Source organism: Gordonibacter sp. An230 (genome assembly GCF_002159915.1).
Lineage (GTDB): Bacteria > Actinomycetota > Coriobacteriia > Coriobacteriales > Eggerthellaceae > Rubneribacter.
This window is the reverse complement of the sequence record NZ_NFJP01000026.1, coordinates 1-20,862: the sequence shown is the minus strand read 5'-3', so window position 1 is coordinate 20,862 and position 20,862 is coordinate 1. Positions and strand designations below refer to the sequence as shown.

Annotated in this window: 15 protein-coding genes; 6 read left to right on the top strand and 9 right to left on the bottom strand. The window is 62.2% G+C overall.

Features of this window, described 5'->3' with window-relative positions:
- The first annotated feature begins 73 nt into the window (after positions 1-73).
- Positions 74-1,693: an amidohydrolase gene (locus B5F40_RS12445; protein ID WP_087194607.1), complete on the top strand. Its 1,620-nt coding sequence runs from the start codon at positions 74-76 to the stop codon at positions 1,691-1,693.
- 271 nt (positions 1,694-1,964) lie between these two features.
- Here B5F40_RS12445 and B5F40_RS12440 read toward each other — a convergent pair whose 3' ends face one another.
- The gene (locus B5F40_RS12440; RefSeq protein ID WP_087194606.1) at positions 1,965-3,191 is read right to left on the bottom strand and encodes an MFS transporter; all 1,227 of its coding nucleotides are present in this window, start codon (positions 3,189-3,191) and stop codon (positions 1,965-1,967) included.
- 227 nt (positions 3,192-3,418) lie between these two features.
- Between B5F40_RS12440 and B5F40_RS12435 the strand changes: the two genes are divergently transcribed.
- Positions 3,419-4,396 (top strand): zinc dependent phospholipase C family protein, encoded by a 978-nt coding sequence (locus B5F40_RS12435; RefSeq protein WP_087194605.1) that lies wholly within the window; start codon positions 3,419-3,421, stop codon positions 4,394-4,396.
- A gap of 10 nt (positions 4,397-4,406) precedes the next feature.
- Positions 4,407-5,495 (top strand): trimeric intracellular cation channel family protein, encoded by a 1,089-nt coding sequence (locus tag B5F40_RS12430; protein WP_239443047.1) that lies wholly within the window; start codon positions 4,407-4,409, stop codon positions 5,493-5,495.
- 150 nt (positions 5,496-5,645) lie between these two features.
- Here B5F40_RS12430 and B5F40_RS12425 read toward each other — a convergent pair whose 3' ends face one another.
- Both B5F40_RS12425 and B5F40_RS12420 read right to left on the bottom strand, forming a co-directional pair.
- On the bottom strand, positions 5,646-6,275 hold the full coding sequence (locus B5F40_RS12425) for a DUF47 domain-containing protein (RefSeq protein WP_087194604.1): 630 nt from the start codon (positions 6,273-6,275) through the stop codon (positions 5,646-5,648).
- A 9-nt stretch (positions 6,276-6,284) separates the two neighbouring features.
- A complete protein-coding gene (locus tag B5F40_RS12420) occupies positions 6,285-7,337 on the bottom strand; it encodes an inorganic phosphate transporter (RefSeq protein ID WP_087194603.1) in 1,053 nt (350 codons plus the stop codon).
- Between the two features lie 385 nt (positions 7,338-7,722).
- On the opposite strand from B5F40_RS12420, the gene B5F40_RS12415 reads away from it, so the two are divergent.
- Entirely contained in the window at positions 7,723-8,859 is a 1,137-nt protein-coding gene (locus B5F40_RS12415; RefSeq protein ID WP_087194602.1) for an MFS transporter, read from the top strand.
- A gap of 296 nt (positions 8,860-9,155) precedes the next feature.
- Here the strand turns inward: B5F40_RS12415 and B5F40_RS12410 are convergent, their stop codons facing one another.
- The 4 genes from B5F40_RS12410 to B5F40_RS12395 all read right to left on the bottom strand — a co-directional run bounded on the left by B5F40_RS12410 (position 9,156) and on the right by B5F40_RS12395 (position 17,290).
- A complete protein-coding gene (locus tag B5F40_RS12410; protein ID WP_087194601.1) occupies positions 9,156-9,818 on the bottom strand; it encodes an MBL fold metallo-hydrolase in 663 nt (220 codons plus the stop codon).
- Between the two features lie 188 nt (positions 9,819-10,006).
- The gene (locus B5F40_RS12405; RefSeq protein ID WP_087194600.1) at positions 10,007-12,409 is read right to left on the bottom strand and encodes a RelA/SpoT family protein; all 2,403 of its coding nucleotides are present in this window, start codon (positions 12,407-12,409) and stop codon (positions 10,007-10,009) included.
- Entirely contained in the window at positions 12,393-15,947 is a 3,555-nt protein-coding gene (gene recJ / locus B5F40_RS12400) for a single-stranded-DNA-specific exonuclease RecJ (protein WP_087195427.1), read from the bottom strand. The genes B5F40_RS12405 and recJ overlap by 17 nt, the downstream gene beginning before the upstream one ends.
- A 314-nt stretch (positions 15,948-16,261) precedes the next feature.
- Positions 16,262-17,290 carry a helix-turn-helix transcriptional regulator gene (locus B5F40_RS12395; protein WP_087194599.1) on the bottom strand — a complete coding sequence of 343 codons (1,029 nt, stop codon included), beginning with the start codon at positions 17,288-17,290 and terminating at the stop codon, positions 16,262-16,264.
- A gap of 442 nt (positions 17,291-17,732) precedes the next feature.
- Here B5F40_RS12395 and B5F40_RS12390 point away from each other — a divergent pair, with 442 nt between their 5' ends.
- Positions 17,733-18,158, top strand: coding sequence for a TOBE domain-containing protein (locus B5F40_RS12390; RefSeq protein WP_087194598.1), 426 nt, complete (start codon positions 17,733-17,735; stop codon positions 18,156-18,158).
- Between the two features lie 96 nt (positions 18,159-18,254).
- Here B5F40_RS12390 and B5F40_RS12385 read toward each other — a convergent pair whose 3' ends face one another.
- A complete protein-coding gene (locus B5F40_RS12385) occupies positions 18,255-18,692 on the bottom strand; it encodes a hypothetical protein (RefSeq protein WP_140396505.1) in 438 nt (145 codons plus the stop codon).
- A gap of 16 nt (positions 18,693-18,708) precedes the next feature.
- Entirely contained in the window at positions 18,709-19,842 is a 1,134-nt protein-coding gene (locus tag B5F40_RS16015; protein WP_140396504.1) for a hypothetical protein, read from the bottom strand.
- 359 nt (positions 19,843-20,201) lie between these two features.
- On the opposite strand from B5F40_RS16015, the gene B5F40_RS12380 reads away from it, so the two are divergent.
- Positions 20,202-20,849, top strand: a complete 648-nt coding sequence (locus B5F40_RS12380; protein WP_239443046.1) for an RNA polymerase sigma factor — start codon at positions 20,202-20,204, stop codon at positions 20,847-20,849.
- Positions 20,850-20,862 lie beyond the last annotated feature (13 nt).

Below are 20,862 nucleotides of genomic sequence, written 5' to 3'. Positions count from 1 at the left end.
ACCCTGCCGGCAAAATCCCCCTCTTGATGCCCCTTCCATCGTATCCTTTTCATTCGCATAGATAGGAGACCTCATGAGCACGCTTTTCCATAACGCAACCTTTTATCCTATGACCTCAGAAGGTGCGCGAGCCGAAGCCATTGCGGTCGACGACGACGGCATCATCTCATTCGTCGGATCGCTCGAAGAGACCCGCAGCCGAACCCCTGATGCAGACGAGATCGACCTCGGAGGAGCCCATGTGCTACCCGGGTTCATCGACCCCCACAGCCACTTCGTTGGAGCGATGCAGTACGTGCTGTACGCCGACCTCTCCACCTGCGCCTCGTTCTCGGACATCCAGCGCGTCATCCGAGATTTCATCGACGAGCGCAACGTCGGCCCCGACGGCGTGGTCATGGCGACCGGATACGACCAAAACGCGCTGGCCGAAGGACGCCATCCCGACAAAACCGTCCTCGACGAGGTTTCAACCAGCATCCCGATCATGGCCGTCCACGCCTCCAACCACATGGCCGTTGCGAACAGCCCGCTGCTTCGGCTGGCCGGCATCGACGAATCGACACCCGACCCCGAAGGAGGTCATTTCGGGCGGGTGGGCGACACGCTCGAGCCCGACGGATACGCCGAGGAACCCGCAGCCATGAACGCGCTGTACGCCGTCACCACGCCGCGCATCGCCTTCGACCCAAACGCCATCGCCGACGACATGCAGCTCGTGTACCTCGAGCACGGCGTCACCACCTGCCAAGACGGCGCCACACCCGCGAACATGGTCGACATGCTGCGCGCGCTCGCCGACAACGGCAAGCTCAAGATTGACGTGGTGGCCTACCCCATGCACGGCGAGGACGTAGACGCTATTCTTGAGAAGCACGCCGACCTCGACGGCCTCGACTACCATGGGCATCTGCGCATCGGCGGGCTCAAGATGTTCTTGGACGGATCGCCCCAGGGCCTCACCGCGTGGATGACCGAGCCCTACTCCGCAGGGCCCAAAGGAGAGGACGACTGGGTCGCCTACGGCACCATGACCGACGAGGATGCCGCCGCGTTCGCCCGCAAAGCCATCGACTCAGGGCATCAGCTGCTGTGCCACGCAAACGGCGACGCAGCCAGCGACCAGCTTCTGCGCGTGTACGCCACCGCCCTCGACGCGTCCGACAACCCTCGCAAGCGCGAACTGCGGCCGGTGATGATCCACTGCCAAACTGCGCGTGCCGACCAGTACGATCGCATGGCCGAGCTGGGCATGATCCCATCCATCTTCTCGTCGCACATCTGGTATTGGGGAGATGTGCACCTCAGGAACTTCGGCCCGAACCGTGGCGGCCGCATCAGCGCTTGCGGCGATGCCAAGCGGGCCGGCCTGCCCTTCACGCTGCACACCGACACACCCGTGCTGCGACCGAACTTGATCGAAGCGGCCTGGTGCGCCGTGAACCGCGTGACGAAGAACGGCGTGCAACTCGACGAAGAACAAAAAGTAAGCGTGTACGACGCCCTGCGCGCCATCACGGCGAACGCCGCCTACCAGTACGGCGAGGAGGACCGCAAAGGCACGCTCGAGCCGGGCAAGCTGGCCGACTTCGCCGTCCTCGACCGCGATCCGTTCGCCATCGACCCCGCCGACCTGCGCAACGTTGCCGTGCTCGCCACCATCAAGGAGGGAAAAGAGGTGTACCGAAAGTAGCGGGCGGGCTTATTGGAAGGGCCTCTTCCGACACGCCGCCTTTTCCGAGGCGACTCGGACGCGCCGACAACCCCTACCGCCGCCCCGATTCGACCGATCGGAGCGGTCGGAAGGTTTTCCGAGGAGACTCCCAGGAAGCGCTCCTTGGCAGCGCAATCTCGCCGCGACTCCTTTTCGCCCGCGAAAACGGAGCAGCCCGGCGAACCGAGCATCCGCACCAAACTCGCCGCCGCCCGGGTCGGCACGCGTCGCCCCAGTCCCAGCCCGTGCGCTACCCTTCGGCCTCCGGCATCTTCACCAGCAGGATGAAGCCCAGCACGAACAGCGCGGCGACGGACAACACGCCCACCGAAGAGCTGCCCGTCATCTGCGTGAACACGCTCACCAGAAGCGTGCCCATGACGGCGGCGTACTTGCCGAAGATATCGAAAAAGCCGTAGTACTCATTGGCGCGATCCTTCGGTATGAGCTTGCCGAACTCGCTGCGCGAGAGCGCCTGGATGCCGCCTTGGAACAACCCCACGCACACGGCCAGCACCCAGAACTCCACAGCCGAGCGCAAGAAGAACGCCGCGAACAGCGTGATGCACAGATACGCGCCGATGGCCACGAGCAGCATGCGCTTCGTGCCGAACCGTCCAGCCAGCCGCCCGTAGGCGATGGCCGAAGGGAACGCCACGAACTGCGTCACCAACAGCGCCAAGACGAGCTGCGTGGAGTCGATCCCCAGATCGGTGCCGTAGCTCGTGGACATCTTGATGATGGTGTGCACGCCGTCGATGTAGCAGAAGAAGGCCAGCATGAACAGGCGCAGCCGCCGGTCGCGCCAGATGCGCCCCAGCGTGCGCGCCAGCCCGGAGAACGTATCGCGCACCAGATGGGCGGAGTGCTGTCGATAGTGCGTCTGCCGCACGTTGCGCAGAAGCGGGATGCTGAACGCCACCCACCACGCGGCCGTGATCAGAAACGCGATCTTCATTCCCGCGTCCATGGGGATGCCGACGGACGGACCGCCCAGCACCACTGCCAAGCACGCAACGAACGGCACGCACGAACCGATGTAGCCCCAAGCGTAACCCTGCGACGACACCTCGTCGTAGCGATCCTCGTCGGTTGCGTCCACCAAGAACGCGTCGTAGAACACCATCGAGCCGTTCAGCATGACCGAGGCGATCACATAGACGATCAGAAACGCGATCGCCGTCGAAGGGATGCCGAGGGCCGCCAGCGCCACGGCACCCGTGCCCACGGTGCCCACGAAAAACTTCTTCTTGTTGCCCTCGAGGTCGGCGAGGCTGCCCAGAATGGGCATGAGCAACGCCAAGACGAGCGACGCCACCGTCTCTGCATAGCCCCACGCCACCACCACCGAAGAGCCCGGCTCCGCGATCGAGGCGAAGTACACAGGGATAAGCGCGGTGGCCAGCATCATGAACGCGGAGTTGCCCACGTCGTAGAGAATCCAGCTCTTCTCCTGCTTGGTCAGCTTGCCCGCCATATTGAAACCTTTCGCCTCGTTTGGTCATGCGGCCGCCCCACCCAACGCGGTCGAATGCTCGCTCCGCGCCGTCGGCCCCGAAGCCCGCACGCCCCGCCCTCCGTTCGCAAGCGGGAACGAACCCTCCTCCACAAGTGGGAAACCAACGGTTAACAACCGCCCGCTCATTGTATATGATAGCGAGTAGCATCGTCCGTAAAATCGCCGTCAGAAACGGAGCCTTCCCCATGCCCTCCCTCATCACCCACGACTTCTTCGGACGCGACATCTACGATCGCTTGTTTGGCACCATCGGCGGCTCGCGCGACGAGGCTGACGCCTTCCTTCTGGGCAACCAAGGCCCCGATCCGCTGTTCTACGCCGTGCTGAGCCCTCGCATGCGCGCCCACCGTCGCTTGGGCAGTACCATGCACAGCAAGAAGCCCACCGAGCTCATCAAGGCGCTCAAGGACGCGTTGTCAATCTTGAACGGCGCGGAGCTTCCCATCGGGCGCGCCTATGCGCTTGGCTTCTTGTGCCATTATGCGCTCGACTCCACCGCGCACCCTTTCGTGTACTATCACGAGTACCGCCTGTGCGACGCCGGCGAACCGGGCCTCTCACGCGCCGACGGCAGCGAAGTCCACAGCCTTATCGAAAGCGAGCTCGACGAGCTGTTGCTGTTCACACGGCGCGGGCAGACGGTCGCCACGTTCGACCCCTCCGCCGAGATCCTCAAAGCGAGCGACTTCGTGCTGCATGTCGCGTCGAAGCTCCATGTCTACCTGGCCCTCACCGTGTATGGCGAGATCGTCCCGAAGCCCCTGTTCTCGACCTCCGTGAAGGATTTCCGCGCCGCACAGCGCTTCTTCCACTCGCCGAGCGGATGCAAGCGCGCCCTCATCGGCCGCCTCGAACAGATCGCGCGCCCGTTCTCGTTCTACCGTTCGATGAGCCACCGACCCGTCGAGCTCTCCGAAAGCGCCTTCGACAATCGCGACCACGATCCCTGGACGAACCCCTTCACAGATGAGGCGAGCCTGGCAAGCTTCCAGGACCTCTACGACGAAGCGCTTGGGAAGGCGCAGGCCGCCATGGCCTCGTTCGACCGCGACGACTTCGGCTCTAAGGCCGCACGCGCCATCACGAGCGACCTCGACTTCTCAGGGCGACCCGTAGTGGCCATGCTCGTGGCCGTCGAGGACAACGCGCCCGTGCGCGTTTAAGGCGGTCTACATGCTCGATGTCGTCCTCGCCGTACCCTTCTGGTTGGAGATGGCCGCAACGCTGACCGGCGGCTTGTCGGGCGCCATGAGCGCCGTGCGCGCTCGCTACGACATCTTCGGCGTGGTGTGCATCGCCATCGTAACCGGGCTGGCCGGCGGCATCATGCGCGACCTCCTGTTGCAGAACTACGGCATTTACGCGTTCCAGCGACCAACGCTCATCCTCGCGTGCGCGGTGGCGGGCGTGGTGGTGTTCTATTTCGGCAAGCTGGCCACCTATCTCGACCCGGTGGTGGACCTGCTCGACAACCTGTCGGTGGCGCTGTGGGCCGTCATCAGCGTGGGCAAGGGGCTCTCAGCCGGACTCGACGTGGTGCCGGCCATCATCCTGGGCACCATCACCGCTGTGGGCGGCGGCATCTTGCGCGACATCGCCATGAATCACGAGCCCAATGCGTTTCAAGCGGGGGCGCTGTACGGATCGGCCGCGCTCATCGGGTCGACAGCGTACGCGCTGATGGCGCAGAACCACATCCTCGACTCCTATGCGCCCATCACCTGCGCCGTCCTCGTGATAGGGATACGCTACGCATCGCTGTTCTTCGGATGGAGCACCAAGCCGCCCAAGGACTACTCAGACGTGGTGGCCAGCGTGGTGGCGCGGCCCGTGAAATCCGTCGCACGACGCGTGCGGCCGCCAAAGGGCAAAGTGGAGCGCGACAAGGAGCGCAATCGCGCCTACGCGAAGGTTAAATACATCTGGGCGCGCCTCAACGGCGAGATCCCGCCACCGCGCAAGCGCCGAGAACTCGAAGCGGCGGCGAGAGCCGACGGCAGGGCCGACACGGCCGCAAGTGCGGAATCTCATGCAGGAGCCCACGCGGGAAGCAGCATCGAAAAACCGGCAACGGCAAGCATGTTCGAATGCCCTGCCGCAAGCACTCGAACAACGGAAAGCGCTCAGGCAAGCTCTGGCGCAAGCGTCGCGAGCGATCCGAGCGACCGCATCATCGTCAATCGTGATGAGCTGCACCGCATCCTCGAAGCAGGCGCACGCACCGACGACGCCCCCAGAGACCCTTTCGAGCCACGCCTTTAACGCATCGTGCGTAGCCTGCGGAGCCGCGCCCACGCCCTGTCGCATTGGGCGCGTTGTCGCCCGAAACGGTCGTTTTTCGCATTGAAAACGACCGTTTCGGGCGACAACGCGGAACGCAAAGTGCCGAGTCGCCTCGTCGCTGTATGACAGCTACACGTTCTTCAGCAAAATGGAGCTCATCATGTCGGCGGCGTGCTCGCAGGAGTCGCAGCACTTCTCCATGCGGTCGAAGATTTGCGACCATACCAGCACGCGCATCGGATTCTCACGATCATTGGTGTGCAGCTTGCGGATGACGCGCATGTACAGTTGGTCGGCCTCTTCCTCGTAGGTGTTCACATCTACGATGAGCTGCTTGAACGTCTTCGACTTCTTGAAGTTGCGGAAATCCTCCATCGCTTTGTCGAGCGCTTCGCAGCTCTTCTTGATGAGCAGCGCGAACTCGAGGGCGTCGTGGTGCATGAAGTGCACATCGTACATGTAGAAGCGCTGCATCACGTCCTCGATGTAGTCGATGATGTTGTCGAGGTACTGGGACAACTCGATGATGTCCTCTCGCTCGATAGGAGTGATGAAGTCGGTTGCCACCGTCTTGAAGATAGCATGGTTGATTTCGTCGCCTTTGTGCTCAAGCTCGTGCGCGCGCTCCATAACCCCCTTCAAGTGCTCGGCTTCAGTGAAGCCCTCGATGGCTTCGATCAGAAGATCGGCCTCCTTCACCGCCACTTCCGTCTGCTTTTCGAATGCGTCAAAATAATCGAACTTCGCCTTCTTGGCCATGGGCCCTCCTTACGAGAACATCAGGAACAGGTGGGCGAACGCGAACCCAAGCACTCCGCACCCAGGAAACGTCAGCACCCACGTCTTCACCATATCGACGGCGATTCCCCACTTCACCGCGCTTTTGCGTTTCGCGGCACCCACGCCCATGATCGCCGTCGTGTTCGTGTGCGTGGTGGAAACCGGCAAGCCGGCGAAAGTGGACAACATAAGGCAGAAAAACGTCGCGCAACTGGCGGCGAACCCCTGGAACGGCTCGAGCTTCACCATGTCCACGCCGACGCTCTTGATAATGCGCTCGCCCCCGACAGCCGTGCCGACACCCATATTGAGCGCGCAAAAGAACATGAGCCACACGGGTAGGACCATCTGGTCGGTCTGGCTCGACCCCGTCGCCAACGCGATGGCCAGCACGAAAATGCTCATGAACTTCTGGCCGTCCTGGGCGCCGTGCATAAACGCCACGGCCGCTCCGGAGGCCACTTGCGCACAGCAGAAGAACGCTGAGGAGCGACGTCGGTCGACGTTGCGGCAGCACCGTGCGACCACCTTGGAATTGGCCCATCCAAGGAAGAACCCAAGCAGCGTAGACAGCACGATGCCGTAGACCACCTTCACCCACTCCGCGCCGTTGATAGCACCGAACCCACCTTGCAGCGCTACGGCCGCACCGGTGAGACCCGCGATGAGCGAGTGGCTCTGGCTGGTGGGAATACCGAAATACCAAGCCGTAGCGCCCCATACGATGATGGCCACCATGGCAGCCATGAGCGCAATGAGGGATTGTCGCGCGTCACCACCGAAATCGACCATGTTGAAGATGGTGTGCGCAACTGCCGACGTGACCAACGACACCGCGAGCAAACCGAAAAAGTTGCAGATCGCTGCCATAAGGACAGCGCGTTTGGGCTTCATGGCTCGCGTGGAAACCACGGTTGCGATGGCATTGGGCGCATCAGTTGCACCGTTCACGACGATGACACCGATGGTGAGCAAGGTCACCGCCACCAGAACCGGGCTCGAAGCGAGCCCGGCGATGAACGTCGCCCACTCTATGGTCACAAGCACCCTTTCGAAAAGATGACAAAAGGCCGGCAACTCATCAGTTTAGCGCATATTCGACGATGCGGAAGGGTTTCCCGCCTCCTTTTTACCGGCAACCGACGGCCCATCGGTGAAAAACCCGCGAAGGACGTTCAGCAACCCCTACTCAACGCCGCGGTGCCGAGCACGGCATCCGAACAGTGGTACAGTAACGAGCCGGAGGGAACACGAGGGACGCTAGGGAGGATGTGCAGACGCATGCTCGAGCTTGCACAAAAACGCGAAACCCTCGAACACGCCCAAAACGGCGCCGCGAGCACCCGCCAAATGCCACGGGCGCTCGCACCGGTGCGCACGCACGCATGAAAGAGCGGCGCATCGATAGGAAAACGGGGAGGGTATCATGGAGGGACGACGCCAACTGACACTGCAGACGGTTGATTTGACCGCGAGTTTCATGGTGTGGGTCGCCTTGTCGTCGCTTCTGCCCTCCATTCGGCAAGATATAGACGTCCCCGCCAGCCAAGTGGGATTGGTCACCGCTGTTCCCGTGGTGCTGGGCTCGATCCTGCGCGTCCCCATGGGCCATTGGGCAGGCCTGTTCGGGGCGCGGACCGTGTTCTTGACCAGCTTTGCCGCGCTCCTCGTTCCCGTTTGGTTTCTCAGCGAAGCGTCGACAACTGCCGACTTGCTGATGGGCGGCATGTTCCTGGGCATCGCGGGCGCGGTGTTCTCTGTGGGCGTAACCTCGTTGCCGAAGTATTTCCCCTCGCGACGCCACGGCTTCGTGAACGGCGTATACGGCTTCGGGAACATGGGCACAGCGCTTAGCACGTGGCTTGCCCCCGCGGCGGCCTCGGCCATCGGATGGCGTGATGCCATGAAACTGTACCTCGTGCTGCTCGGGGCGCTCATAATCGTGAATTTCGCGCTGGGCGACCGTCGCGAACCCCGCACGCGCGCATCCGCCATCCGGCAGCTTCGGATCGTCGCAACCGATACGCGGCTGTGGGCCTTGTCGCTGTTCTACTTCGTGACGTTCGGAGCGTTCGTCGCGCTTACCGTATATCTGCCAAGCTTCCTTACATCGCACTACGGGATGAGCGAGACGGATGCGGGAGCCGCGACCTCGACGTTCATCGTGCTCGCGGCTGGCGTGCGCGTGCTTGGAGGCTGGCTGGGTGACCGGCTGGACTGCTATCGGCTCCTCGCGGGCGCGTTCGCCGCGTTGGCGCTCGGCGCAGGCGTGCTGGCCGCTGCGCCGGGACTGCCGACGTATCTGGCGGGCATCTATCTGATTGGCATCGCATGCGGCATCGGAAACGGTGCAGTGTTCAAGCTGGTTCCTCTGCACTTCGCAGAGCAGGCCGGCCCCGCCAACGGCATCGTGTCGATGATGGGCGGGCTCGGCGGATTCTTCCCGCCGCTCGCATTGAGCGCATCGACAACGACGTTCGGTACGGAAGCAATCGGCCTAGCCGCTTTCGGCGCCTTCTCCTTGGCATGCCTGGCGATGACGCTCGCCATGCACAGACGCTGACCGAACGCCCAACGTAAGGCCCATCTCATCAACTACGCACAAGCTGCATGCAGGATTCCACGCTTCAAATGGCCGCAGAATCCCTTTTTGGCACAAGAATCGCTCGGAATCGGACCATGCGCCTCTTGCCGGTTTTCGCAACCTGGGTTTTCCCGGCAGGTACTCTCTCGCATGATGGATTCCGCGCCAGAACGGGATTCCGCGGCCATTTTCGCGCCGAATTCGTGCACCGGGCGCTCTTCGGCAAAATCGCAAGAGGCCCACCCCCCCCCCGGATTGGAGAGGGTGAAGCCCTTTTACGCGTAGTAGGCGAACACGCGCTTGCGCTCGGCGCCGATAGTGGTGAGGTCATTGTGACCTGGAAGCACGATGGTGTCGTCGGGCAGCACCGCCAAGCGCTTGAGCGAACGGCGCATGGCGCCCATGTCGCCGCCCGCGAAATCGGTGCGGCCGATGGAGCCGCAGAACAGCGTGTCGCCCGACACGAGCACCGGCGCTGCGGCGATATCGGTGCCGAACTGGGAGTCGATGAACAGGCACATGCTACCCTCGGTGTGCCCCGGGGTGAGAATGACCTTCCATGGCATGTTCCCTATCTTGAGAACGTCGCCGTCGTTCACCACGTGGTCGACTGGGCACGGCGCGAAGCGGGTGTCGTCGCGTGGCAGCTTCCTCTCGCCCGAGATGATGGGCGCGTCCACGGCTGACGCGACCACCGTTGCGCCGGTCTTGTCGCGCAGCTCCTTCGCCGCGCCCACGTGATCGGAGTGGCGATGCGTGAGAACGATCGCGTCCACCGAGCCGTTGGCGGCGCCGAGGATGTCGTCGGCCTTGCACGACGGGTCCACCACGATGGTGGCCGAGCCGTCGGAAATGAGGTACACGTTGTTCTGCAGCATGCCGAGCACAAGGTACTCGATGGGCACGCATGCGCCCTTCACGGTTCGGGTCTGGGCCATAGTGATCCGTCCTTTCATACGTTGACAATTCGTCGGCGCGGGCAAGACCTTCGCGCTATCAAAAAGCGACTCTCCCTGCGGCCAAGCGCGTTTCGTGCCCGAAGGCCAGAAGCGGCGCCGAGAGCGGAGGCCGCGAAAGCTCTCAACGAGGCAGCACCCGCCACCCTGCCGAACGACGGGTGCGCCCGCTACTTCTTCTTCGCGCTCCCGGCCTTGGGAACCATACGGCGAGCATCGAACACCCCTTCCACACCGCGCAGCCTGCTCAGCACGACGTCGATATGATTGACGTCCGACACCTGGAACAAAAAGCGCATCTCCACCATACCGTCGCGATGCGACGTGGTTGACGACGACAGCACGTTGGCACCCTGCTCCGACAAGATGACCGCCACGTCGCGCAGCAGATTCATGCGGTCGAGCGCGTCGATGAACACCTCCACTTTGAACGACGTGTTCTTCGGAAGATCGCTTTCCCAGGCTACTTCGATGATACGCTCGGGCGTCTGCTTGAGATCCTGCGCATTCGGACAATCGGCGCGATGCACCGACACGCCGCGGCCGCGCGTGACGAAGCCCAGGATGTCGTCGCCCGGCACCGGGTTGCAGCAGCGAGACAGGCGCACGAGCACGTCGTCGATGCCCTTCACCACCACGCCGTTTGAAGTGTGCGCCTCGTGTCTTTTCGGCGTTTTCACGCTGGTCAACATCGGAGGCAGCTTGCCGGTGGACATGTCGCCCGCACCCAAACCGAGCGCCTCGTCGGCCTCGCTGCCCCTGTCGACGAGCACTTTGAGCAGGCGGTTGCCCACGTGTTGCGCGCTCTCCTTGCCCGTGCCGATGTTCACGAGCATGTCGTCGGCATCCTTGAAACCCATATGCTCGGCCACCGATTTGAGGGCGCGCATGGACTGAGCGCTCGAGATGCCAAGGCCGTGCTTGCGCATCTCGCGCGTGAGCTTGTCACGACCGACCTGCAAGTCGTCGCCACGACTGGCCTTGCTGAAGTACGAGCGGATCTTGCTGCGCGCGCTCGGCGTCTTCACGATGTTGAGCCAATCGCGCGAGGGGCTTGCGCTCTTCTGGGTGAGGATCTCCACGCGGTCGCCCAGCTGCAGCTCGTAGGTGAGCGGCACGATGGCCCCGTTCACCTTCGCGCCCACGCAATGGTTGCCCACCTCGGTGTGTATAGCGTAGGCGAAATCGACCGGCGTCGACCCGGCGCGCAGGCTCATGACCTCGCCTTTCGGCGTGAACACGAACACCTCGGTGGGCGCGAGGTCGACCTTGAGATCCTTCAGGAACTCACGCGAATCCTGCGTCTCGTCCTGCCAATCGATCATCTGGCGCAGCCACGCCAGCTGCTGATCGAGCGCATCGCCGCCCTTTCCGCTCTTCTCCTTGTAGCGCCAGTGCGCGGCCACGCCGTACTCGCTTTGACGATGCATGTCCTCGGTGCGGATCTGCACCTCGAGGGGGCGCCCCGCCGGACCGATGACCGTGGTGTGCAGGCTCTGGTACATGTTGAACTTCGGCATGGCGATGTAGTCTTTGAAGCGGCCCGGCATCGGATGCCACAGCGTGTGCACCGCGCCAAGGGCCGAGTAGCAGTCCTTCACCGTCTTGACGATCACGCGCACCGCGATGAGGTCGTATATCTCCGAGAAGCCCTTGCCCTTCTTCGTCATCTTCTGGTAGATGGAGTAGAGGTGCTTCGGACGGCCCATGATCTGCGCCTGGATGCCGACCTTCTCCATCTCGCCGTGCAGTATGGAGATGATCTGGTCGAGATAGTGCTCGCGCTCTGCACGGCTCTCCGTAACCATGCGGCTGACCTGCTTGAACTTGTTGGGCTCCAAATAGTAGAACGACAGATCCTCAAGCTCCCACTTGATGTTGTTGATCCCGAGGCGATGCGCGATGGGGGCGTAGATCTCAAGCGTCTCGCGCGCTTTGAATATGCGACGGTCCTCGCGCAGGGCGCCGAGCGTGCGCATGTTGTGCAGGCGGTCAGCCAACTTGATGACGATGACGCGGATGTCCTTGCTCATGGCCACGAACATCTTGCGAATGGTCTGCGCCTGTTCGTCCGAGAGGCTCTCCACTTCGATGCGCGTGATCTTAGTCACGCCCTCGACAAGCTGCGCCACCTGCGGGTTGAACTCCTCTGCCACTTGCTCGGCCGTGACCTTCGTGTCCTCGACGGTATCGTGCAGGAGCGCCGCGATGAGCGTCTCGACGTCCATGCGCAGATCGGTGAGAATGATGGCCACCTCCACAGGATGCGCGACGAACGGCTCGCCGCTCTTGCGGCATTGACCCGCATGCGCCTCGCTCGCGAACCGGAACGCCTTCGCCAAAAGCGCCTCGTCGGGCTCCGACAGGTACGTGGACGTGAGCCGCTGCAGCTCGGCGAAACGATCCTCGGGCGTTTCGGCGCGAGGAACGTCTTTCTTCGCGTCGGACGCGAACGACTTCTCGGCCACGTGGGGGCGTCCCAAAAGATTGTCCTCCACGGTCTGCTTGTTCGAAGCGGCTCCGGGAGTGATTCCCAACAGCTCTTCGCGATCGCTTTTATCGCCCGCGCTCATCGTTTCGCCCCCTCTCCGCTCCACGAGCCTCAGCCGGCAGGATGGGGCGCGAAACGCGCGCTTCCAAGGTGCCAGAATCGCTCTTCATCGCCCAGTCTCGAAACGCATGGAATATCTCGCGCTCCCCCAGGCCCTCGCGGTAGCGCACGCTGTCGGTGAGCTCGACTTTGCCCTGCGTCTCCTTGACATGGATGGAACGCGCCATGCCATCCGCTCCGTACGCGGTGTGCGTCTCGACAAGGCCAAGCTCGCGGAACACCGCCACGCCGCACGCCGCGGAGGCCGGGCTCACCGGGAAAGCGTCGGTGCTGGCCGCATCGGCCAGCTCGGCATCGCTCAACGTGAAGAAAGGCTCGGCGCTTCGACGCTGCAGCGCGCGCAGCGTACGGTACACCTGCGCGAGGCAGTCGTGGTCGGGCGTCATGTCTCGCAGGATGTGCTCGTTGATGCCGGCATCGGCGCGCCCGAACAGAAGATGGATGCCCGCAGGCCGGCCGTCACGCCCCGCACGACCGCTCATCTGGTTAAACTCGATCTCGTTGAACGGCAGGTGGTAGAGCACCACATGGCGGATGTTGGGAATGTCGACGCCCTCTCCAAACGCGGAGGTGGCCACGAGCACTTTGAGCGCATCTGTTCGGAACAACTCCTCGATGCGCTTGCGCTCGGCGCGGGAGAGGCCTGCGTTGTAGAAGCCGATCAGCGGAGCCATCTGCGGCACGCGCTTGCGCAGCGCCCGCGCCACCGCCACGGATCGCTCGCGGGAGTTCACGTAAACGACGGCCTTCTCACCGCAGGCCACGAGGTTGGCAAGATAGTCGTCGCGATTCTTGAGGTTGCGCCGATCGTCCACCTTGAGGTTGGGACGCGAAGCAGGATCGCACACGCACACGTCCACTGGCAGCTCGCGCCTGATAGCGTCGGCAACATCGTCGCCAGCCGTAGCGGTGAGCGCAAGCACCGCGAGGGAAGCGCAAGCGGCAAGGCTCCCTCCTGAGAGCGCATGGTCGCCCGTCTGCCGACCGGAGCGAGACACCGCGTCGCATCGCCCCTCTTCGCACGCGAAGGCCTCCGAAACCCCCTTCCCTTCGGCAGGCGCAAGGCAAGGGGAAGCGGACGCGAGAGCCGACGCGCTGGATGTGTCGGAAGGGGCAGAGAGTCGAGCGATCGCCGAGCCGATCGTGGCGTAGGCCACGCGCTGCCCCGCCCTCGCAAGGCCCACGTGGTGAGCCTCGTCCACTACGACGAACCGCACGCGCCCGGTGGAGGCGAACTCCTCGGCATGCCACGCGAGGAACTCCGGCGTGGTGAGCGCGATGTCGAACGTGCCGTCGGACAAACCAGCAAAGCCCTGGCGACGCTCCTCGGGCGTGCTCTCGCCCGTGAGAACGACCACGCCGATACCGAAGCGGTCGAGCGCCTCGCGCAAATGAAAGGCCTGGTCTGCGATAAGTGCGCGCAGCGGATAGACGAACAGGCTGGCTTCATGGCATGCAAGCGCACGCACAGCGGCGTGCACCTGGAACGTGAGCGACTTGCCGCGCCCCGTCGCCATGATGCCAAGCACCGACCTTCCGGCGCGCAAATGATCGAGCACCTCTCGCTGAGCGTCATGCAGTGAACGGTCCCCAATGATTGCGCGCACGACCTCGCGCTCGAGCGCTCCGGGATCGGCGGTAGCGCGGCGCTCCCATTCCTTCCGGTTCGCGGCGCGGGCGGCCTCGTAGGCCTCCACGTCCTCGGGGCGGTGCGGCGCATCGGCAACAAGCTCAGCGTCGCTCGTTGCGTACAGGTCGGCCACGAACGTGAGGCTTTCCGGATTGAGGCATGCTTCGAGCGCACCGCACGTGCGCGCGGGCGCAAGCGATTGCAGCATGGCCTTCACCGAACGGCGACCGCGCCATTCGTCTATCTGCACCTCGAACGCAGCGTTCACCACGCTGTCCGTGCTCATGAGAGCCTCGATGTCCGAGCAATGGAACATGATCCCCGACACTGTTGAGCGACCGTCGGAAAGGGCGCACGAGAAATGGTTCTTCTCCGCGCCCACCGCACGGCAGTTCGCCAGCGTCACGTCGCGCGCCAGGTAGACGGGCACGGGATGCTCCTGCCCGAAAGGAGCGAGCCGTTCGAGTTGGGCCACGCTGTCCAGCGTGAGCTCGTCGAGCCCCACGCACGCATCGATGTTCACGAGTGGATGGAACGCGCCCTCCGGCAAGTCGTCCAAAAAGGAAGCGAGGCGGCGCTCGAACTCCGGCAGGTTCTCCGCAGGCAGCGTCACCCCCACGGCCGCCTCGTGGCCTCCGAATCGCGTGAGCAGATCGGAAGCGCTCTCCACCGCCTTGAACAGGTTCACCTGCCCCACGCTGCGGCCCGATCCGCGCGCTTCTTCGCCGTCGATGGTGAACAGCAGGCTGGGCACGCCGTAAGCGTTCACCAGGCGGCTGGCAACGATGCCCTTCACCCCCTCGTGCCAGCCCTCCCCCGCCACGACGAGCGCGCGCTGGCCGTGGTAGACCTCTGCAGCTTGGGCTTTCGCGATCTCCGAGAGCTCGGCTTCGATGGCGCGCCGCTGGTCGTTCACGGCCTCCAGCTGGGAAGCCAGGCGCTGAGCCTCGGCCAGGTCGTCGGTCATAAGCAGATCGAGCGCGAGCTGCGCATCCCCCATGCGACCGGCAGCATTGAGTCGAGGGATGACCGAGAAGCTGAGGTTCGTGGCGCTGACGGGCTTGTCGGCCGCGCCGCTCGTAGCGAGAAGCGCGGCGATGCACGGGCGCGGTGCGGCGTTCATGCGCGCGATACCGCATGCGACGAGCGCACGGTTCTCGCCGCGCATGGGCATGAGGTCGGCCACAGTGCCGAGCGTGGCGAGGTCGGTGTAGTCGCGCCAGAGGTGAGGCTTGCCCAGACGGCCCCCCAAAACCTGCACGAGCTTGAGCGCAACGCCCACGCCGGCCAAGATGGAGCTTTCGCAGGCGGGATCGCATTTCGGATCGGCCACGGGCACGCCCTCGGGCACGAGATCGGCCGGTTCGTGATGGTCGGTGATGGCTAGCCCCAAACCTGCTTCTACGATGGCCGCCGCCTCGTCCTTGCAGGCGATGCCGCAATCCACCGTGACGATGAAGTCCGGGCCGAGCGCACGTGCGCGGGCGAAGGCGGCCTCGGAAAGCGCGTAGCCCTCCTCGAAGCGCAAGGGGATGAACGGCGTGGCTTTGGCGCCAAGAGCACGCAGACCGCGAGTGAGCACGGCGGTCGCCGAAATGCCGTCGAGGTCGAAGTCGCCGAACACGAGGATGTGGTCGTCGCGCTTCACAGCGGCTTCCAGCGCATCGGCCACTTCTGAGAGACCGGGAATGGCATAGGGGTCGAGCCAATCGCGATCGAGCGAAGGGGAGAGGAATCGGCGCGCCTCGGCGGCGTCGGCGATTCCGCGGGCGACAAGGGTGGCGGCGACGAAACGCGGCAAACCGAGCGCGCGTTCAAGACGCGCCACAGCCTCCGGATCGGCCGCCTTGATGTTGAACCGGGCAGACATGGCTTAAGGTACCTCACATGCAAGAAATTCGAATAGTCCGCTTGCCATTTTCCCACAATCGGAAGGCCGTGTCACCGAGAATCGCAACACAGATGGCCCCCACGCGCCCGCAGGAGATGCAAAGGGAGGAGCGCGCCTCGCGGGACGGGCGCCGAAAGGCGCGCCGTCGTCGCGGACGCGAAACCCCTCTCCTGCATCGCCCCGGCACCATCGGGGCGTCCAGCGCGCCGCCCATCGCCAAAAGGCCGCACGCACCCTTGCACCAGCGAAATGCCCGCCAGCCCTGAGCGGAACCCGCAATCCGCCAACCCGGCCTACCTCTTTTGGAACGCGTCCATGAGGACGGAGACCACGCCGCACAGGAGGCCGCCGACAGGCCAAGCCAGCCAGAAGTACGTGGAACCACCGGATTCCCAATCCACGTCGTCGATGTTCTGACCGTTGAACAGCGGGGCGAACAGCAGAAGCAATCCCACCAACGTCGCCGCCATCATGATGGCGGCGCAGACGGCGCCCACCTTCTGCCTGTGCCTCCTCTTCTGCAAAAACGCAGCTTTGCGTTCCTCCTCGATGGCCAGATTCGCAATCTCCTCAATCTCCAGATCGTCCGCTACGCTCTTGTTGTACTGAGCCACATTCGTGCGACCGTACATCATGGCGAAATGCGTGATCAGCCACGTCCCTACGGCGGCTAGTATGATGAGCACCGACGGTCCAACGTTCTCGTACGCTCCGTCCTCCGTCAGCAGAACAGCCAGCACGCCTGCGAAGATGATCCCTATGCCGACCACCATGCCGTATGTAAGCCGCCTGCTGGCCGCAGACTTCTCCTCGGCGGTGTAGAAGTCCTCGATGTAGGGGTGCGCCTTCTGAAACGCCGAATGCTCCATGCCGGCGGGAATGATAAGCGAAAGCCCCGCCAGAAGGCCCAAAAGGAAAACGACCATGAACAGCGCGTCGGGGTTGGCGAAAGGCAGCACGCGCCAGCCTTCGAACAGAGAGCCGATACCGGCGCCCAGCACGATGATCGCGATGCCCGTGGGCACCTTCCGCGCAAAGCGGCGCATATGCTCGTCGTAACCGCAGACGTCCTGCGGAGCGCCCTGGGGCACGGTTGCGCCCGAGCGCGCGGCGGGACGGGCCGTCAGATCGCCCTTCACCAGGTCGTCCAGCGTGCAGTCGAAGATATCGCACAGCTTCAGTAGCTTGTCCATCTCGGGATAGGCGCGCTCGGCCTCCCACTTCGTCACCGATTGGCGGCTGACGCCCAGAAGCATCGCCAACTGCTCTTGGGTCATGTTGCGCGTGGCGCGCAGATGCTGTAGGTTGTCGCGGAAACTCACGGGTGGTCCTTTCATCGTCGGGTGAGGTGCTTCGTCTCGCCGGCGATTCCACTATGCGGTGGCAAGCCGTTCCATTCTACCAACATGCGGCTGCATTTCGGGAAACTTCCAGGCGCCTTGCGGTTGCAATCACCTGATGAGGGATGCTTTCGCGAAAAAAATTTCCAGCAGAGGAGAGCGCGCCCGCCGCAGCGCCGTGACGCGCAGAGCGGGTGCGGCGCTTCCGCATGCAAGCGGGGTGCATGCAAGAGGGTGCCGCGCCCGCCGCAAAGCCGCGATGCGCGGGGCGGGCGCGACGCGAAAGTGAACGAAACGATACGAGATCGTACGAGCACGGCGCATTTCGCGCACAGCCCTTCCCTCGCGCGCGCCGATGGGCGATACTGCGCGCAGACCGAACGGGCTTTCCGAAATCGGAAGGCCCCAACCGAAAGGACAGGATATGAAGATCTCCGCTCGCAACCAGCTCAAGGGCACCGTCAGTGCCGTCTCCGAAGGCGCGGTGAACGGCATCGTCACCATCGACCTCGGCTCCACGCAGATCAAAGCCGACATCACGATGGAGGCTATCAAGGACCTGGGCCTGAAGGAGGGCATGGACGCCGTGGCCATCGTCAAGGCCAGCAACGTGATGTTCGCCACCGACACCGAGCGCGTCGCGGGCATCTCGGCCCGCAACCAGATCGCCGGCATCGTGGCATCCGTGAAGAAGGGCGCCGTGAACGGCCACGTGACCATCGAGACGGCCGACGGCGCGCGCATCATGGGCTCCATCACGAACGAGGCCATCGACGAGCTGGGCCTGGCCGAGGGCGGCAAGGCGCTCGCCATCGTGAAGGCCACCGACGTCATCGTAGGCGTGGAGTAAACTAAAACTCGCACGACCCATACATGCGGGTGGGAATCCCCCCCCCCATCGCAATCCGGAGGCCGCGCATCGCGCGGTCTCCGCGCGCTTCAGATACTACAACCCAGAAGGAGCCTCCGCTAAAACCAAAGATTCGCCCGCCAATCCGCCGTTAGAGGTTTGGGAATCAAAATACGTCACCTTAACTTCATCACCTGGCTTGCACCTGTCAAGTTCAACAGGCTGAGATTCGGTGTGCTTGCGAAAGTCAAAGGCAACCTCCTCATTGGCGTAGATGCCTGAATCATGCATTTGCACGACAGCTGTCATATTCCCAACATCTACCTTTATTATTGTGCCCGTTCCATGCAATATCACGGAACCCATACTACTTACATGATCCACATTTCCATCCTCCGCACTATCTTTCCCCTGCATTTCTTCACCGAAGCAGCAACCAAAAAACTGCACCGAAAAAACAGCGAGGAAAGCGGTACCAAGCGCCGCTTTCCTCGCTTTCTCAAAGCAAAACGCGATCATTGCTTTAATCGACAAAGAATGTCCCCCTGAATTATGCGTAGCTCGCAAAATCGTAGTTGATGTATCTTACACCAGAATACCAGCCATCAAAGACCTGTAGGATTCTCAAAGAATTCCAATCAGTTTTACTCAAGGCTCTTATATAACCTTCAACAAACATGGTATGACCCGTCATCGTTCCATCTTGATTCCAGAGCCAACCATGCATAACGCTAGCATCTTGATTATTGACAGAGGTCACATACTCCTCGAATGTGGGCTTTCCAGAAGTTGTCCGCTGGGTCACATGCTTTCCACGAGACGCGAGGTAATTCACAAATCCTACTGCCCCATCATCTACGTTCGTGGCTCCCCACAATATAGATGTGTCTGGATTATAGGGATCTTGGTAAGTACCAGTGTAGTTCCAGATATCCAAATAAGCTTGCCCGTCATTCCATAGATCCACTAGGCCATAATATCCTGCAATTGCAAAATATGCCGTTACAGTACAGGCATATCGACCGGTAAGCTCTATAACCCTATCCTGCGTCGTGCTAGCCCACTGCGGCAAGTTCCCCGATGCGGTAATAGTGTAATCCCGATAAAGTATACTGATGGGTATCGTAGCGTCCTGCCACGTCGATGGATCCTTCGCTCTTGAAGAACCATCACCCATAATCCCATCGAGATCGGTTTCAACGCCAGAGTTCGTGTAGATCCGATCACTTGCTCGATCAACAATCCCGTATTCAAGCGGGCTTATTTGAACCATCGAGGGATCTTCGAGGGATCTTGCGTTTATGTTGCCAGAATCTTCGACAATAACGTCATAAGGACTTTTCGCGTTATCACCAATAGAATACTCTGCAACAAGATCTTCGAGACTAGGATCGAGTATCACATATCCATATGGGTTTTCATCTTTGAGGAAATTGACAATATAACCTTTGTCGCCATTGCTGTTGCAAAAAGTAACTGCGGAAGAGACTTCGAGATTTTCTTCAGGATAGAAACTGGACGCGAAATTGTCGGCTGCAGTCAGCGCTACTTCTTCTGTAAAGACAACGGTTTCCGTTGGTGTGTTTGATTCGTCTGCATACGCAGTAAATGGAACCATTCCGCCGAAGACAAGCGTAAATGCTACGACTACGGCTGTCAACTTGCGCTTCATCTTTCCCTGCATAAGAGCATCCTCTCTGTTTAGGTACTTACGCAAGATGACTGAACTAACTCGCTTGATTGTCAATAAAATCGAATGGTGAACTTATAAAGCTTCGATATCGTGCTTGAAAGTCACTCGAACAATTGACCTCCCTTCTTATACCTGTCGAACTACATTACGCCAGCTTTCAAGCTGACAAGTGGCCAAATATGATTATCTTTTTAATAATTACACACCAATAGATAATAATTTACACCTACGATATCCGAAGGACGCCTTGAAACAGCCGTTCACCCGAGCGGCTGTTTCTTTTCCCGAACGAAAGATTCTTGAAACATCCCGCCTTCTTTAAACGTATGCTAGGGTGAAAGGAGGTGCCCATGCCCCGAGAAACACCCGACGAGGCGAACGATCGCGACCGAAGCGAGGCGCTTGCCTGCGCTATGCGCGACTGGGGCGATGCGGTGTACCGGCTGGCGCTCAGCCAGACCAGATCGCGCGCCGACGCGGAGGACGTGTACCAAGACGTGTTCCTGCGCCTGTACAACCGCACCGAGCCGTTCTCCAACAGAGAACATCAGAAAGCATGGCTTTTGCGCGTGACCGTCAACCGCTGCCACGATCTGGCACGATCTGGCTGGAAGCGGCGCACGGTGGAGCTTGACCCTGAACGCGACGCGCCGCTAGCCGGCGCAGACGGCGCGCCCGACGCAAGCGGCGCGCTCGACGGCGAAGACGCCGCCGTGTGGGAGGCTGTTGGCAAGCTGCCCGAAAACCTGCGCGCCGCCGTGCACCTGCACTACGTGGAAGGGTACTCCACCGCCGACGTGGCCCGTATCCTGAACAGCCAGCCCGCCACCGTGCGCACCTGGCTGTTCCGTGCCCGGGCGCGCATCAGGGAGCTGCTGGAGGCCGACGCCGCCGAAGATGCGCCCGCAACACTGCCGAACAGCGGGAACGCGTCCGCGGCCGGCAGTACGCCGACCTTGCCGCGGCCGCCCAACCCCGCAGCCCTGACCGCCGAATAGCCCCCTCCCCCAC

What these genes read in the sequence shown, in the direction of transcription:
- B5F40_RS16015 (WP_140396504.1), bottom strand. Translation starts at nt 19,842, where the DNA reads ATGCAGGGAAAGATGAAGCGCAAGTTGACAGCCGTAGTCGTAGCATTT.
- B5F40_RS12380 (WP_239443046.1), top strand. Translation starts at nt 20,202, where the DNA reads ATGCCCCGAGAAACACCCGACGAGGCGAACGATCGCGACCGAAGCGAG.
- B5F40_RS12410 (WP_087194601.1), bottom strand. Translation starts at nt 9,818, where the DNA reads ATGGCCCAGACCCGAACCGTGAAGGGCGCATGCGTGCCCATCGAGTAC.
- B5F40_RS12425 (WP_087194604.1), bottom strand. Translation starts at nt 6,275, where the DNA reads ATGGCCAAGAAGGCGAAGTTCGATTATTTTGACGCATTCGAAAAGCAG.
- B5F40_RS12415 (WP_087194602.1), top strand. Translation starts at nt 7,723, where the DNA reads ATGGAGGGACGACGCCAACTGACACTGCAGACGGTTGATTTGACCGCG.
- B5F40_RS12430 (WP_239443047.1), top strand. Translation starts at nt 4,407, where the DNA reads ATGCTCGATGTCGTCCTCGCCGTACCCTTCTGGTTGGAGATGGCCGCA.
- B5F40_RS12435 (WP_087194605.1), top strand. Translation starts at nt 3,419, where the DNA reads ATGCCCTCCCTCATCACCCACGACTTCTTCGGACGCGACATCTACGAT.
- B5F40_RS12390 (WP_087194598.1), top strand. Translation starts at nt 17,733, where the DNA reads ATGAAGATCTCCGCTCGCAACCAGCTCAAGGGCACCGTCAGTGCCGTC.
- recJ (WP_087195427.1), bottom strand. Translation starts at nt 15,947, where the DNA reads ATGTCTGCCCGGTTCAACATCAAGGCGGCCGATCCGGAGGCTGTGGCG.
- B5F40_RS12405 (WP_087194600.1), bottom strand. Translation starts at nt 12,409, where the DNA reads ATGAGCGCGGGCGATAAAAGCGATCGCGAAGAGCTGTTGGGAATCACT.
- B5F40_RS12445 (WP_087194607.1), top strand. Translation starts at nt 74, where the DNA reads ATGAGCACGCTTTTCCATAACGCAACCTTTTATCCTATGACCTCAGAA.
- B5F40_RS12440 (WP_087194606.1), bottom strand. Translation starts at nt 3,191, where the DNA reads ATGGCGGGCAAGCTGACCAAGCAGGAGAAGAGCTGGATTCTCTACGAC.